Source organism: Duganella fentianensis (assembly GCF_964031615.1).
GTDB lineage: Bacteria > Pseudomonadota > Gammaproteobacteria > Burkholderiales > Burkholderiaceae_D > Rugamonas > Rugamonas fentianensis_A.
Window position 1 is genome coordinate 177,330 of the sequence record NZ_CAXIQN010000018.1, and the last position, 14,393, is coordinate 191,722.

The 14,393-nt window shown below is 58.8% G+C and carries 17 protein-coding genes; 14 read left to right on the forward strand and 3 right to left on the reverse strand.

Translation table 11 applies throughout. The features are described 5' to 3' along the window. Nucleotides 1-34: 34 nt before the first annotated feature. On the reverse strand, nucleotides 35-709 hold the full coding sequence (radC, locus tag ABNT42_RS12485; protein WP_348697388.1) for a DNA repair protein RadC: 675 nt from the start codon (nucleotides 707-709) through the stop codon (nucleotides 35-37). A gap of 90 nt (nucleotides 710-799) precedes the next feature. Here radC and ABNT42_RS12490 point away from each other — a divergent pair, with 90 nt between their 5' ends. From ABNT42_RS12490 to ABNT42_RS12515, 6 genes are all read left to right on the forward strand, one after another. Continuing rightward, complete coding sequence (locus ABNT42_RS12490) at nucleotides 800-1,255, forward strand: FKBP-type peptidyl-prolyl cis-trans isomerase (RefSeq protein WP_348697389.1); 456 nt, start codon at nucleotides 800-802, stop codon at nucleotides 1,253-1,255. Between the two features lie 7 nt (nucleotides 1,256-1,262). Then, a complete protein-coding gene (ispH, locus tag ABNT42_RS12495) occupies nucleotides 1,263-2,228 on the forward strand; it encodes a 4-hydroxy-3-methylbut-2-enyl diphosphate reductase (protein ID WP_348697391.1) in 966 nt (321 codons plus the stop codon). 280 nt (nucleotides 2,229-2,508) lie between these two features. Further along, nucleotides 2,509-3,438: a branched-chain amino acid ABC transporter permease gene (locus ABNT42_RS12500; RefSeq protein WP_161033890.1), complete on the forward strand. Its 930-nt coding sequence runs from the start codon at nucleotides 2,509-2,511 to the stop codon at nucleotides 3,436-3,438. 15 nt (nucleotides 3,439-3,453) lie between these two features. Beyond that, nucleotides 3,454-4,671, forward strand: coding sequence for an ABC transporter ATP-binding protein (locus ABNT42_RS12505; protein ID WP_348697392.1), 1,218 nt, complete (start codon nucleotides 3,454-3,456; stop codon nucleotides 4,669-4,671). A 10-nt stretch (nucleotides 4,672-4,681) separates the two neighbouring features. Then, the gene (locus ABNT42_RS12510) at nucleotides 4,682-5,452 is read left to right on the forward strand and encodes an ABC transporter ATP-binding protein (RefSeq protein ID WP_348697393.1); all 771 of its coding nucleotides are present in this window, start codon (nucleotides 4,682-4,684) and stop codon (nucleotides 5,450-5,452) included. After that, nucleotides 5,452-6,174 (forward strand): ABC transporter ATP-binding protein, encoded by a 723-nt coding sequence (locus ABNT42_RS12515; protein WP_348697395.1) that lies wholly within the window; start codon nucleotides 5,452-5,454, stop codon nucleotides 6,172-6,174. Before ABNT42_RS12510 ends, ABNT42_RS12515 begins: the two co-directional genes overlap by 1 nt. 143 nt (nucleotides 6,175-6,317) lie before the next feature. Here the strand turns inward: ABNT42_RS12515 and ABNT42_RS12520 are convergent, their stop codons facing one another. Then, entirely contained in the window at nucleotides 6,318-6,875 is a 558-nt protein-coding gene (locus ABNT42_RS12520) for a phasin family protein (RefSeq protein ID WP_348697396.1), read from the reverse strand. A 230-nt stretch (nucleotides 6,876-7,105) separates the two neighbouring features. Between ABNT42_RS12520 and ABNT42_RS12525 the strand changes: the two genes are divergently transcribed. The 3 genes from ABNT42_RS12525 to pbpG all read left to right on the forward strand — a co-directional run bounded on the left by ABNT42_RS12525 (nucleotide 7,106) and on the right by pbpG (nucleotide 9,898). Next, nucleotides 7,106-8,014: a DMT family transporter gene (locus tag ABNT42_RS12525; protein ID WP_348697397.1), complete on the forward strand. Its 909-nt coding sequence runs from the start codon at nucleotides 7,106-7,108 to the stop codon at nucleotides 8,012-8,014. A gap of 28 nt (nucleotides 8,015-8,042) precedes the next feature. Next, the gene (locus ABNT42_RS12530) at nucleotides 8,043-8,738 is read left to right on the forward strand and encodes a nitroreductase (protein ID WP_348697399.1); all 696 of its coding nucleotides are present in this window, start codon (nucleotides 8,043-8,045) and stop codon (nucleotides 8,736-8,738) included. 152 nt (nucleotides 8,739-8,890) lie between these two features. Continuing rightward, the gene (gene pbpG, locus ABNT42_RS12535) at nucleotides 8,891-9,898 is read left to right on the forward strand and encodes a D-alanyl-D-alanine endopeptidase (protein ID WP_348697448.1); all 1,008 of its coding nucleotides are present in this window, start codon (nucleotides 8,891-8,893) and stop codon (nucleotides 9,896-9,898) included. Here the strand turns inward: pbpG and ABNT42_RS12540 are convergent. Continuing rightward, on the reverse strand, nucleotides 9,880-10,659 hold the full coding sequence (locus ABNT42_RS12540; RefSeq protein WP_348697400.1) for an IclR family transcriptional regulator: 780 nt from the start codon (nucleotides 10,657-10,659) through the stop codon (nucleotides 9,880-9,882). The two genes, pbpG and ABNT42_RS12540, sit on opposite strands and share 19 nt — an antisense overlap. Nucleotides 10,660-10,762: 103 nt before the next feature. Here ABNT42_RS12540 and ABNT42_RS12545 point away from each other — a divergent pair, with 103 nt between their 5' ends. From ABNT42_RS12545 to ABNT42_RS12565, 5 genes are all read left to right on the forward strand, one after another. Further along, nucleotides 10,763-11,146, forward strand: a complete 384-nt coding sequence (locus ABNT42_RS12545) for a diacylglycerol kinase (protein ID WP_348697405.1) — start codon at nucleotides 10,763-10,765, stop codon at nucleotides 11,144-11,146. A 98-nt stretch (nucleotides 11,147-11,244) separates the two neighbouring features. After that, nucleotides 11,245-12,246: a sulfate ABC transporter substrate-binding protein gene (locus tag ABNT42_RS12550; protein WP_348697408.1), complete on the forward strand. Its 1,002-nt coding sequence runs from the start codon at nucleotides 11,245-11,247 to the stop codon at nucleotides 12,244-12,246. Nucleotides 12,247-12,248: 2 nt separating this feature from the next. Beyond that, the gene (locus tag ABNT42_RS12555; RefSeq protein WP_348697411.1) at nucleotides 12,249-12,824 is read left to right on the forward strand and encodes an alpha/beta hydrolase; all 576 of its coding nucleotides are present in this window, start codon (nucleotides 12,249-12,251) and stop codon (nucleotides 12,822-12,824) included. Between the two features lie 23 nt (nucleotides 12,825-12,847). Next, a complete protein-coding gene (locus tag ABNT42_RS12560; protein WP_155433193.1) occupies nucleotides 12,848-13,486 on the forward strand; it encodes a peroxiredoxin in 639 nt (212 codons plus the stop codon). A 78-nt stretch (nucleotides 13,487-13,564) separates the two neighbouring features. After that, nucleotides 13,565-14,338, forward strand: a complete 774-nt coding sequence (locus tag ABNT42_RS12565) for a sulfite exporter TauE/SafE family protein (protein ID WP_348697416.1) — start codon at nucleotides 13,565-13,567, stop codon at nucleotides 14,336-14,338. Nucleotides 14,339-14,393: the final 55 nt, after the last annotated feature.

Genomic DNA, 14,393 nt, shown 5'->3' on the forward strand with positions numbered 1-14,393 from the left:
CCGCGCGTAAACCCTTGAGCGCATAGGGGTAAACCTAAAGCTGGCCATGCTCGGCAAACGAGTAAACCTGCTGGCCGGCCACAATGAAATGGTCGAGGATGCGGATATCGACCAGGGCTAGCGCCTGAATTAATGCACGGGTCAGCTGCAGATCCGATTCGCTGGGATCGGGCGAGCCGGACGGGTGGTTATGTGCCAGCATCACGCTGGCTGCGTTGCTGGCCAGTGCCGCTTTCACCACTTCGCGCGGATATACGCTGGTATGGGTCAATGTGCCACGAAACATTTCGCGCGCTTCGATCAGGCGGTTCTTTACATCCAGGAACAGCACATGGAAGGCTTCGCGCGCTTGCCCGCTGAAGGTGGCGCGCAGATATTGTTTGACGGCGGCTGGCGAGCACATCGCCGTGCCGCTGCGGATTTCCTCGCCGATGGCGCGCCGGGCCAGTTCCATTACGGCCTGTAGCTGGGTGTATTTTGCCGGTCCCAGTCCGTGCAGCGCGCAGAACTGGCTCAGGCTGGCGCCGAACAGGGCTTGCAGCGAGCCGAAATGCTGCACCATGCCTTGCGCTAGTTGCACGGCATCGCAACCGGGCACGCCGGTGCGCAGGAACAGCGCCAGCAGTTCGGCATCGGACAGCGCGTGCGCGCCTTCGCGGATCAGGCGCTCGCGCGGACGTTGCTGTTGCGGCCATTGCTTGATCGGCATGCTAGCGCTCCATGCGATGCCAGCTATACGGGGCGTTTTGGCTGGCTTGGCTTACAATATAGCCTTCCTTAGCCTAACCAATCTCACGTCATGTCAAACGCGCAACCTGCTGTCGTCACCCAATCGGCTTATCTCACTCTGCATTACCGTCTGGCTTCGCTCGATGGCAAAGACATCGTTACTACTTTCAACGCCAATCCTGCCACCCTGATGCTGGGCCAGGGTCAACTGGCGCCGGTGCTGGAAGAATTGCTGCTGGGACTGCCAGAAGGCACGCACCGTACCTTCAATCTGGAACCGGGTGTGGGCTTCGGGCCACGTAATCCGGAACTGGTGCGTCAAGTGTCGCGTGCCACGCTGGATGAAAACTCCAGCCCCGATGCGGAATACAAGGTGGGCGATCTGGTCGATTTCGCGGCGCCCGGTGGCGGCCGTTTTGCTGGCGTGCTGCGCGAACTGGGCGAGGAAGTCTGCCTGTTCGACTTCAACCACCCGCTGGCCGGCGAACCGCTGACCTTCGAAGTCAAGATTATTTCTGTGCTGTGAGGAACGGATGAGCGATAAAGAAGTTCTGCTAGCCCAGCCGCGCGGTTTCTGTGCCGGCGTTGACCGTGCCATCGAGATCGTCGAGCGCGCACTGGTCCAGTTTGGTGCGCCGATCTATGTGCGCCACGAAATCGTGCACAACGCCTATGTGGTGGAAGACTTGCGCGCCAAGGGCGCCATCTTCATCGAAGAACTCGATGATGTACCAGCCGGTAATACGCTGGTGTTCTCGGCACACGGCGTCTCGCGCGCGGTACGGGCCGAAGCGGAAGCGCGCGGTCTGAGCATCTTTGATGCCACTTGCCCGCTGGTCACCAAGGTGCACGTGGAGGTGGCCAAGATGCGCAAGCAGGGCTGCGAAATCGTGATGATCGGCCATCAGGGCCATCCGGAAGTGGAAGGCACGATGGGGCAGGCTGATGCCGGCATGTATCTGGTGGAAACCGTGGAAGATGTGGCCAAGCTGAATGTGTCCAAGCCGGACCAGTTGGCCTATGTGTCGCAGACTACGCTGTCGGTGGACGACACGGCCGACATCATCGCGGCACTGAAAGCGCGCTATCCGGCCATTATCGAGCCAAAGAAGGGCGATATCTGCTACGCCACCACCAACCGTCAGGATGCCGTGAAATTCATGGCGCCGCAGGTGGAAGTGGTGATTGTCGTGGGCAGTCCGAATAGCTCGAACTCGAATCGCCTGCGCGAAGTGGCGCAGAAGAAGGGCACGCCTGCCTATATGGTGGATAACGCCAGTCTGATCCAGCCGCAATGGCTGGAAGGCAAGGCGCGCATCGGCGTTACGGCCGGTGCTTCGGCGCCGGAAGTGCTGGTGCAGGCCGTGATCGACCGGCTCAAGGAACTGGGCGCACGCAGTGTCCGCACGCTGGACGGCGTGGAAGAAGCGGTCACTTTCCCGCTGCCCAAGGGGCTGGATGGCAACAAAGCCACAGAGGAGACGCCTAGCGCCTCTTGAGGCGCTACCAGACGGATAACGGAATAATATTTAGCACTTTACGGATTATTCCGCCGTTCGTTTTCCTAAAATCTCGCTATCATTGCTTCGCCCTTTAGTAGATGAACTGTCAACTGGCAGTCCTGAGCGTAGAGGACGCGGCTCGCAGCGAGGTGCTGATTCAGGCACAGAACTTGCAACGTAAAAGCGTAGTCAACGGCGGCACTACGGAGACCACTTCTCCGGGTGCCGTTTTTGTTACTTGAACCGGCTGTGTAACACAATAGTAAAGGCACTCTGCATGGATACTTTTATCCAACAAATTATTAACGGACTGGTGCTCGGCAGCATGTACGCACTGGTCGCACTCGGCTACACCATGGTGTACGGCGTGCTTAACCTGATTAACTTCGCCCACGGCGATGTGCTGATGGTGGGCGCCATGACGGGCCTGACCATCCTCAAGTACCTCAATGAATACGCGCCGGACTTGCCCGGCTACGTCAAACTGGCCATCTCGATAGCCGGTGCGATCCCTGTCTGTATGCTGGTGAATGTGCTGATCGAGCGCGTGGCCTATCGCCGCCTGCGCAATGCCCCCCGTCTGGCACCGCTGATTACGGCGATTGGCGTGTCGATTCTGCTGCAGACGGTGGCCATGATGATCTGGTCGCGTAACCCGCTGGCCTTCCCGCAATTGCTGTCGTCGGAACCCATCATGATCGGTGGCGCGCTGATTTCGCAAACCCAGATTCTGCTGCTGGTGCTGGCCGCCCTGTCCATGGTGGGACTGGTGCTGCTGGTAGAAAAAACCAAGATGGGCCGCGCCATGCGCGCCACGGCGGAAAATCCCCGCGTGGCCGGACTGATGGGGGTGGATGCCAACCGCGTCATCGTCACCACCTTCGCGCTGGGTGCCGCGCTGGCCGCCGTGGCCGGTGTGATGTGGGGCGCCAACTATGCGTCCATCCAGTTTGCCATGGGCTTTGTGCCGGGACTGAAAGCATTCTCGGCCGCGGTGCTGGGCGGCATCGGCAATATTTACGGCGCCATGATAGGTGGCATCGTGCTGGGCATTATCGAAAGTCTGGGCGCCGGCTATATCGGCGATCTGACCGGTGGTTTCCTTGGCAGCCACTATCAGGATATTTTCGCCTTCGTGGTACTGATCATCGTGCTGACCGTGCGCCCATCGGGCATCATGGGTGAGCGTGTGGCGGACCGCGCCTAAGCAGGAAGGATGACCATGGCACTTTTGAATTTCGATACCTCCCGTAATCCCCGTCAGGCTTATGCCAGCATGGCAGTGGTGCTGATCGGCCTGCTGATCTTCCCGTTTGTCGCGGCACCGTTCGGTAACTCGTGGGTGCGCATCGTCGATATGGCGCTGCTGTACATCATGCTGGCGCTAGGCCTGAATATTGTGGTGGGCTTTGCCGGTCTGCTCGATCTGGGCTACATCGCTTTCTATGCGGTCGGCGCCTACATGACGGGGCTGCTGGCTTCGCCCCAGTTTGCGACGCTGCTGGAATCGCTGATCAATGAATATCCGGCGATCGGCAATACGCTGGTGGCGGTGCTGGGTCCGGAAATCCAGCAGAACGGTATCCACCTGTCGGTGTGGGTCATCGTGCCGCTGGCAGCGGCGCTGGCCGGTCTGTTCGGTGCGCTGCTGGGCGCGCCGACGCTGAAACTGCGTGGTGATTATCTGGCCATCGTGACGCTGGGCTTCGGTGAGATCATCCGTATCTTCATGAACAACCTCAACGAGCCGATCAACTTTACCAACGGCCCGCAGGGGATCAACCTGATCGATCCTATCCGCGTGTTCGGCGTGAATCTGGCCGGCGAGGCTGGTTCGCGCGCCACCGTGATGGTGGGCGGCTATGCCATGCCGTCCGTGAATGCTTACTACTTCCTGTTCCTGTTCCTGTGCGTGGCCGTGGTGTTCGTCACCACCCGTCTGCAGCACTCGCGTCTGGGCCGTGCCTGGGTGGCGATCCGCGAGGATGAAATCGCCGCCAAGGCCATGGGCATCAATACCCGTAACGTCAAACTGCTGGCCTTCTCGATGGGGGCTTCGTTCGGCGGGATTGCCGGTGCCATGTTTGCGTCGTTCCAGGGTTTTGTCTCGCCAGAATCGTTCTCGCTGACGGAATCCATCGCCGTGCTGGCCATGGTGGTGCTCGGTGGTATCGGCCATATTCCCGGCGTGATCATGGGCGGCGCGCTGCTGGCGGCGTTGCCGGAAGTGCTGCGCCATGTGGTGGAGCCGCTGCAGGAACGCCTGTTCGGCCATGTGCTGGTGGAAGCGGAAGTGCTGCGCCAGCTGCTGTACGGTCTGGCCATGGTGCTGATCATGCTGAACCGTCCGGCCGGCCTGTGGCCAGCGCCCAAGCATGAAGATCGCCCTGATAGCGATTCCGACACCAAAGAACAATCGTCCGGCACCATGGCGGCCTGAGGAAAGACAGATGAGCGAACAAGTAATCCTCCACATCGCCGGTGTGAACAAGCGCTTCGGCGGCCTGCAGGCGCTGACCGATGTGGGTATCAAAATCATGCGCGGCCAGATCTATGGCCTGATCGGCCCGAACGGTGCCGGCAAAACCACCTTCTTCAACGTCATTACCGGCTTGTACCAGCCTGATACGGGCACGTTCGAGCTGGCGGGCAAACCGTATTCGCCGTCGGCGCCGCATGAAGTGGCCAAGGCCGGTATTGCCCGTACTTTCCAGAATATCCGCCTGTTCGGGGAAATGACGGCACTGGAAAATGTCATGGTGGGCTGCCATGTGCGCACCCATCAGGGCGTGTTCGGCGCCATCTTCCGCCACAAGGCCGCGCGCGAGGAAGAGGCGGCGATCCGTCGTCGTGCCCAGGAGTTGCTGGACTTTGTAGGGATAGGTAAGTTTGCTAGCCGTACCGCTAAATTCCTGTCCTATGGCGACCAGCGCCGGCTGGAAATCGCCCGTGCACTGGCGACGGAACCGCAACTGCTGGCGCTGGACGAACCGGCCGCCGGTATGAATGCCACGGAAAAACTGGCGCTGCGCGAACTGCTGGTAAAAATCAAAAACGAAGGCAAGACCGTGCTGCTGATCGAGCACGACGTGAAGATGATGATGAGCCTGTGTGACCGCTTGATGGTGCTGGAATACGGCAAACCTATCGCCGAAGGCTTGCCGGCCGAAATACAGAGTAATCAGGCGGTGATTGACGCCTATCTGGGAGGATCGCATTAATGAGCGACAACGTTCTTAAAGTATCGGGACTGAAAGTCGCGTACGGTGGTATCAAGGCCGTCAAAGGCATCGATCTGGAAGTCAACAAAGGCGAGCTGGTGGCGCTGATCGGCGCTAACGGCGCGGGCAAGACCACCACCCTGAAAGCCATCACTGGCACGCTGCCAGCCTGCAAGGTGGAAGGCACGGTGGCCTATAAGGGCGCTTCGCTGAAAGGCAGTCAGTCTTTCCATCTGGTAGAGAAAAAGCTGGCCATGGTACCGGAAGGGCGGGGCGTCTTCACCCGCATGACCATCCATGAAAACCTGATGATGGGCGCTTACACCCGTAACGATCAGGCCGGCATCGATGCCGACATCGCTAAATGGTACGAGACTTTCCCCCGTCTCAAGGAGCGCTCGGCCCAGCTGGCCGGTACTTTATCTGGCGGCGAACAGCAGATGCTGGCCATGGCGCGCGCGCTGATGTCGCATCCGGAACTGCTGTTGCTGGACGAGCCGTCGATGGGGCTGTCGCCGATCATGGTGGAAAAGATCTTCGAAGTGATCCGTGCCGTTTCGGCGCAGGGCGTGACCATCCTGCTGGTAGAGCAGAATGCCAAACTGGCGCTGCAGGCCGCGCACCGCGGCTATGTGATGGATTCTGGCGTGATTACCATGACGGGCAATGCGGCCGACATGCTCGACGATCCCCGCGTAAAAGCCGCCTACCTCGGCGAATAAAATGTGGGGTCAGGTCGGGCAAAGGGACAGACTCAACCGTTGCCCATGTGCCCGACCTGACACCTGCACTTTGCCCGACCTGACCCCAGATAAAAAAAAGCCCCGGCAGGGCCGGGGCGATCAACCGCGTAGGTTGAGAAGTATTATTTCTTGGCAGTTGCTTTGGTAGCAGCGGCGCTGAACTGGCTAACAGCCTGGTTCAGGTTCGATTCCAGCGATTCAACAGCTTGCTTGGCGGTTTTGGCGAACTGCTCGTAGCCGGCGTTGGCATTGCCGATGGCCGATTTGAATGCGGCTACAGCGTTTTCGGTGCCGGCTGGGGCGTTTTTGCTCACTTCGTCAACCAGCGAGATCACTTTACGGTTGGTTTCAGCGATCTGGGTTTCAGCAGCTTTGCTGAACTCGGCGCCAGTGCTCGAAGCGATGCTGGCCAGATGACGGCCGTAGGCCAAGGTTTTTTCAGCGGCTGGCTGAGCTTGTGCGGTGGCCAGCGAGAAGAATTCCTGTGGGTCTTTGGCAGCCAGCAGTTGCTTGGCGGTAGCCGACGACTCTTCCAGCGATGCTTTGGCAGCGTTCAGGTTCAGGTCGACGAATTTTTCTACGCCTTCGAAAGCTTTGTTGGTCAGGGCCGAGAAAATAGCGAATTGCGATTCAAAGTTAGCTTTGGTCGCATTGGAAAATTGCTCAGGGATCGAAAACATGTGTTTCTCCAGTAGTAGGGTATTTTGTGGGTACTGCTGTTTCTTATAGCCGGTTAGAAACAAAGCAGCGACGTTTCAGACCGAACAACATATTGTGCAACGCAACAAGGCGAATTCTACGGGCTTCAAAAATTAAGTCAAGCATTTTTTGTGCGTTGCATCAAAGCATGTAATATTGACATCTCGTAGAGCTAGGCACAGGGTGTGCGCGGCCGTGTTAGACTCGTACGATGACTACTGCCAGCCCACCATCACGCAGCGCAGCACGCGCTTCTTTTCTGTCGCCATTGCCGCTGTTTTTTGTGCTGCTGTGGAGTAGCGGTTTCATCGTCGCCAAGTTCGGCCTGCCGTATGCGCCGCCGCTGACGTTTCTGGTGCTGCGTTTTCTCGGTGTTCTGCTGTTCCTAGTACCGGCTGTGCTGCTGTTGCGGGCGCCGTGGCCGCATGGCCGCATAGGCCATATCGCGCTGGCAGGGTTGCTGGTGCAAGCCGGTTATCTGATCGGGGTCTGGTGCGCCATCAAGCAGGGGATGCCGGCTGGGTTGTCCGCCCTGATCGTGGGAATGCAGCCTATTCTGACGGCACTGTCGGCCCGCTTGATCGGCGAACGGGTACGTCCCCGTCAGTGGCTGGGGCTGGTCTTCGGGCTGGGTGGGGTGGCACTGGTGGTGGCCGCTAAAATCCGCTTGGTCGGCCTGACCACGCCGGCGATTCTGTTATGCGTGCTGGCATTGCTGTCGATCACGGCGGGTACGCTGTACCAGAAACGTTATTGCGCCCAATTTGATCTACGTACGGGTACGGTGATCCAGTTCTCGGCTTCTTTGTTGCTAGTCTTGCCGCTGGCCGTCTGGCTGGAAGGACTGGGGCCAGATTTTGCTGCGGTGCAGTGGACGCCGCGCTTCCTCGCTGCCTTGCTATGGTCGGTGCTGGGCCTGTCGATCGGCGCCATCTTCCTGCTGTTTGCCCTGATCCGCCGCAGCCACGCCACGGAAGTGACCAGTCTGATGTATCTGACCCCGCCCACCACGGCCATCATGGCATGGCTGATGTTCGGTGAAGCCTTTAATAGCCTCGGTATTCTGGGGATGGGTTTGGCCGTGACTGGTGTTATATTTGTCGTGAAGAAACCTAACTAGCGCCCGTGCGCACTATGAGCGAGACCGTATGATTTCCAGTTCTACCCAGCAGGCCGTTGATGCCGCGATTACCAGCCGCCGCTCGATCCGCGCCTACCTGCCGCAGGAAGTGGCACGCGAAGATATCGAACAACTGCTGCAGGTGGCAGGGCGGGCACCGTCCGGCACCAACACCCAGCCATGGAAAGTGTATGTGCTGACGGGCCAGCGCAAGGCCCAGCTGACTGCTGCCATTCTGGCCGCCCACAACGATCCGGCCGTGGCCGCCCAGCACACGGAAGAATATGCCTACTACCCGAGCCAGTGGGTGTCGCCGTTCATCGACCGCCGTCGCAAGGTGGGCTGGGATCTGTATGCGCTGCTGGGACTGACGCGCGACAACAAGGCCGGCATGGCGGCACAGCATGGCAAAAATTACGATTTCTTCGGTGCGCCCGTGGGGCTGATTTTCACCATCGATCGTGTGATGGAGCAAGGATCGTGGCTGGACTACGGCATGTTCCTGCAGAACATCATGGTGGCAGCCCGCGGCCGTGGTCTGGATACCTGCCCGCAGGCTGCATTTACCCAGTATCACCGGATTATTACGGAACAATTGCAGTTACCGGATCAGGAAACTGTGGTGTGTGGCATGGCACTGGGCTATGCTGATCACAGCAAGGTAGAAAATAGTTTGCAGACGGAGCGCATGGCGCTTCAAGAGTTTGTGAAATTTGTCGAATAGTTTTATAGGGGCAAGGCTTGTGCTGGCTTAGCAATTTGCTAAACTGCAAGTAATTGCTCGTTGTTGAATAGCGTTGTTGATTAGGTTAAACGGGGATAGGAATGGTTAAAAGAACGCTCATTTCCAAAGCAGGCGGTGCGCTGATCGCACTGATGCTGGTTTCCGGTGTGGCGCACGCGGCCCATGGTGGCGCGGCCAAGAAGCATGGCAAGAAGTCCAAGGCGCAGAGTAGCAAAGTGGTGGCGGCCGCCTCGGCCGAGCGCACGGTCAAGCGTGTGATGATGGTCAATGGCAAGCGCAAGGTGGTCTACCAGCGCATGATGGTGGCAGCACCTGCGGTGCCGACCATGGGCGATCTGGCCGGTCTGAGCCAGACCCATGATCCGCTTGATCTGAAATCGAATGTGGCGCTGGTGCTCGACCAGTCGAATGCCGAAGTGCTGTTCGAAAAGAATTCCGATGTGGCGCTGCCGATTGCCTCCATTACCAAGATGATGACGGGATTGGTGGTGGTCGAAGCAGGGCAGGACATGGATGAAGTCCTGACGGTGACGGATGAGGATGTGGACCGCGAGAAATTCAGCAGTTCGCGTCTGAAAGTGGGCAGCAAGCTGACCCGCGCGAATATGCTGCACATCGCGCTGATGAGTTCGGAAAACCGTGCTGCCTCGGCGCTGGGGCGCCACTATCCCGGTGGTAAGCCGGCCTTCGTGGAAGCCATGAATGCCAAGGCGCGCGAGCTGGGCATGACGGATACCCATTATGTGGATTCCAGCGGCCTGTCCAAGATGAATGTGGCCAGTGCGCGCGATCTGGCCAAGCTGGCCATGGCCGCCTACCAGCAGCCGCTGCTGCGCCAGTATTCGACCGATGTGAAAGCCATCGTGGAAGCCAATGGCAAGCCTATGCAGTTCGGTACCACCAACCATCTGGTGGCCAGCCCTGACTGGTCGATCGGCCTGCAGAAAACGGGCTTCATCAACGAGGCAGGGCGCTGCCTGATGATGCAGGCCGTGATCGAAGGCCGTGCCGTGATCATGGTGTTCCTCGATTCCAAGGGCAAGCAGGCGCGTGCAGCCGATGCGGGCCGCATGCGCAAGTGGCTGGAAGCGCTCAAGCCTGCAGCGCTTAGCTCGCCTTCTTATTCGACGGGGATGTAACCGAGCGTGGCGGAGATCTGGTTGGCCGTGGTGACCAGATCTTCCAGCCACTCTTCCTGTAGACGGTCGGCCGGTGCCGAGATGGACAGGCCGGCAATCAGCTTGCCGCTGTCGTCGTGGATGCCGGCGGCCATGCAGCGCACGCCCAGTTCCAGTTCTTCGTTATCGCGCGCATAGCCGCGCGACTTCACCAGATTCAGTTCCCGCTCCAGTTTCGGCAGATCCGTAATCGAGTTCTTGTTGTGGCCGGCCAGTCCCGTACGGGTGGCGTAGGCGCGGATGGCTTTGGGCTCATCCACCGACAGGAACAGTTTGCCCGTCGAGGTCAGGTGCAGTGGGGCGCGGCCACCGATGGCGCGAACCACCTGCATGCCCGAACGCTCCGAGAAAGAACGGTCGATATAGACGATTTCGTCGCCCTGACGAACTGATAAATTGATGGTCTGCTGGGTTCTTTTGTGCAGTGCACGCATAAAGTCCACGGCTGCCTCCCGCACAGACAGGCGGCTCTTGACCACGTTGCCCAGTTCCAGCAGCCGCATACCGAGCCGGTAGGTGCCCGGTTCGATCCGGTCAACGAAGCGGGTGAGTACCAGATCGTTCAGAATCCGGTGTGCGGTGGAAGGGTGTAGCCCCGAGACTTTGGAAAGTTCTTTAAGGCTGACAGGGTCGGGATATTTGGCCAGAGCATCGAGTAAAGCCACCATACGTTCGATCACCTGTATGGTGGTTTTTTGTTCGGTTACCGGTTCGATTTTCATGATGTGGTTGGTGCGGTGCGGTATGCGATGACTTCTTTATACCACAATGTGAAAACAATGTGAAATAATGCATAATGAGGCATCCTTCTAATGTGGCAAATCCATGCAACCTACCAGTGAATTCAAAAGCAAACCGGGTCTGAAGCGGCTGTTTGCCGCTCTGCGCTATTCGCGCGATGGTTTCCGTTCGGCGTGGCGCCACGAGGCGGCTTTCCGGCAGGAAGTGGCGTTGCTGGTGGTAGGTAGCGCGATTGCATTGGCGCTGCGCATCTCGGCGTTTGAAAAACTGCTGCTGATCGGCGTGCTGGTGCTGATCCTGATCGTGGAATTGATTAATTCGTCGATCGAAGCCGTGGTGGATAGGGTGTCGCTGGAGCGCCATCCGCTGTCCAAAAATGCCAAGGATTTCGGCAGTGCTGCCGTGTTGCTGGCCTGTTTGCTGGCGGCAGCAGCATGGGGCGTGGTGCTGACCGATCGCTTTCTGTGATGGTATATGAAGTTTTGGTATATTGAACTGCTAAAAGCTTCGTTTTAAATTATAAAGGACAGCATTAATCTGGAGACCTTCATTCACAGGGGAATCCTATGCTGTCCAAAAAAATTATCGCTGCTGCTGTCTTTGCTCTGTCCGCTGCCGTTCCTGCACTGGCAGCAGAAATCTCTCTGCTCAACGTTTCCTACGACCCGACCCGCGAACTGTATCAGGACGTCAACGTTGAATTTGCCAAACAGTGGAAAGCCAAGACGGGCGACACGGTGAAAATCAAGCAGTCGCACGGTGGTTCCGGCAAGCAGGGCCGTGCCGTGATCGATGGTCTGGAAGCGGATGTGGTGTCGCTGGCGCTGGCCTACGATATCGATGCCATCGCCGAGCACAAACTGCTGGGTGCCGACTGGCAGAAAAAACTCTCCCACAACAGCACGCCTTACACCTCGACCATCGTGTTCCTTGTACGTAAAGGCAATCCTAAGGGCATCAAGGATTGGAGCGATCTGGTCAAGCCGGGTGTGGCCGTGATTACGCCGAATCCTAAGACTTCCGGCGGCGCGCGCTGGAACCACTTGGCTGCCTATGGCTACGCCCTGCGCCAGCCGGGCGGTAGCGAAGCTTCGGCCAAGGAATTCCTGAGCAAGCTGTACAAAAACGTGCCGGTGCTCGATTCCGGTGCACGCGGTGCCACCACCACCTTCGTCGAACGGGGTATCGGTGACGTGCTGATCGCATGGGAAAACGAAGCGCTGCTGGCGATCAAGGAACTGGGCCCGACCAAGTTCGATATCGTCGCGCCCTCTGTCTCGATACTGGCCGAGCCGCCAGTAGCGGTAGTGGACAAGGTGGTGGACAAACGCGGCACCCGCAAAGTAGCGGAAGCCTATCTGAACTTCCTCTACACGGATGAAGCGCAGGACATCATCGCCAAGAACTACTACCGTCCGGTGGTCGACAAGTACGCCAAGAAATATGCCAACCAGTTCCCTAACGTGAAGCTGTTCACGCTGGCACAGGTGGCCGGCGACTGGACCAAGGCGCAAAAGACCCACTTCGCGGACGGTGGCCTGTTCGATCAGATCTATCAGCCGAAATAATCATGGCTAGCCCACTCGACCAATTTCGCGTGCTGATTGCCCCCGGTCTGCATAACAGCGGGCCGGGCCACTGGCAAAGTCGCTGGCAGCTGCACAATCCCGCTTTCGAGCGGGTGCGGCAGGAAGACTGGGCCCAGCCTGATCTGGATCGCTGGGCCAGCCGTATCGATCATCACCGTCAGCATGGCCGTGATAGCCGGCCAGTGCTGATTGTGGCGCACAGCTTCGGCGCGCTGGCCAGTGTGCACAGCGTGGCGCGTCATCCGGCCGGTGTGGCGGGTGTGCTGCTGGTGGCGCCGGCTGATCCGGACAAGTTCAAGGTGGCGGCCCAGTTGCCGCAGCAGGCACTGCCCGTGCCCTCTATCGTGGTGGGGAGCCGCAACGATCCGTGGATGACGCTGGAGAAAGCCGGCGACTGGGCGCAACGCTGGAACAGTGTGCTGGTCGATGCGGGAGCGCTGGGCCACATCAATGCCGAGTCGAATCTCGGTGACTGGCCCCAAGGCTTGGAAACATTGTATTTTTTAGCAGAAAAGGCGCAGAATAAGAGGGCTGTAGCCTATGATTTCTGTGTGTAACTGATGACGATCTGGAGCAGAATATGACCATACGACTGGGCGATATCGCCCCTGATTTCGAGCAGGACTCTTCCATCGGACCGCTGCGTTTCCATGAGTGGGCAGGCGATTCGTGGGTAGTGCTGTTTTCCCATCCGGCTGATTTCACGCCGGTCTGCACCACCGAACTGGGCCTGACGGCCAAGCTAAAACCGGAATTCGACAAGCGCAACGTCAAGGCCATCGCGCTGTCGGTCGATCCGGCCGAATCGCACAAGGAGTGGATCGCCGATATCGAAGCGACGCAGAACACGGTGGTGGGCTTCCCCATCATTGCCGATGCCGACCGCAAGGTATCGACGTTGTACGACATGATCCACCCGAACGCTTCCGCTACCGCCACCGTGCGCACGCTGTTCGTGATCGATCCGGCCAAAAAAGTGCGCCTGAACATCACCTACCCGATGAGCACAGGGCGTAATTTCGATGAAGTGCTGCGCGTGATCGATGCCTTGCAGCTGACGGATGGCTACACGGTGGCCACGCCCGGCAACTGGAAAGATGGCGATGATGTCATCATTCCACTGACAGTGCAGGACCCGGAAGTGCTCAAGCAAAAGTATCCGAAAGGCTATACGGCAGCCCGTCCTTACCTGCGCGTGACGCCACAGCCTAACAAATAACGCATAAGCAAATAAAAACTGCGTTGTTTGGTTCTCCCCCAAGAGTCTGTACCCTGCGGTCTACTCTTGGGGGAATGTATGGATTTGTCGTTTGTCGCATCGGGTTTTGGTGTCGGTCTGCTGGTCGGAATGACGGGCGTGGGCGGTGGTTCGCTGATGACGCCGCTGCTGACGCTGCTGTTCGGGGTCTCGCCCGCCGTGGCCGTCGGTACCGATCTGGCCTTTGCTTCGCTCACCAAAGGCGTGGGCACGTTCACTCATCGCCTGCGCGGCACGGTGCACTGGGAAATCGTGCGCCGTCTGTGTCTGGGCGCCTTGCCGGCTGCCCTGCTGGCAAGCTATTCCCTCAAACACTTCGGTACACTCAACAAGGAAATCGGCCAGATCATCCGCTACATGATCGCCGGTTCCGTCATGCTGACGGTGGTGGCGATTCTGTTCCGCCGCAAAATGCTGGCATGGATTAATGCTCACCCTGATCGCCAGTTGCAGGGCGATAAACTGGTGTGGGCCACCATCATTTCCGGTGCCGTACTGGGCACGCTGGTCACCATTTCCTCCATCGGTGCCGGTGCCATCGGCGCAACCTTGCTGGTGATGCTGTATCCGCGCCTGACGCCAGCCGAAGTGGCCGGTACGGACATCGCCTATGCGGTGCCGCTGACGGCGATTGCGGCCGTGGGGCACTGGTGGCTGGGCTCGATTGACTGGAGCCTGCTGCTGACCTTGCTGGTGGGCTCTGTGCCCGGTATTACCATCGGCTCGTATGCGGCGCGTGCCGTGCCGGAACGCCTGCTGCGCGGCCTGCTGGCCTTCACGCTGGTGGCCGTGGCGGCCAAGCTGGTGTCTTGAAGCGCTAGCGCTCAGCTATATAGCAGAAACGTCTAATTAAATGATAAAAGCTTCG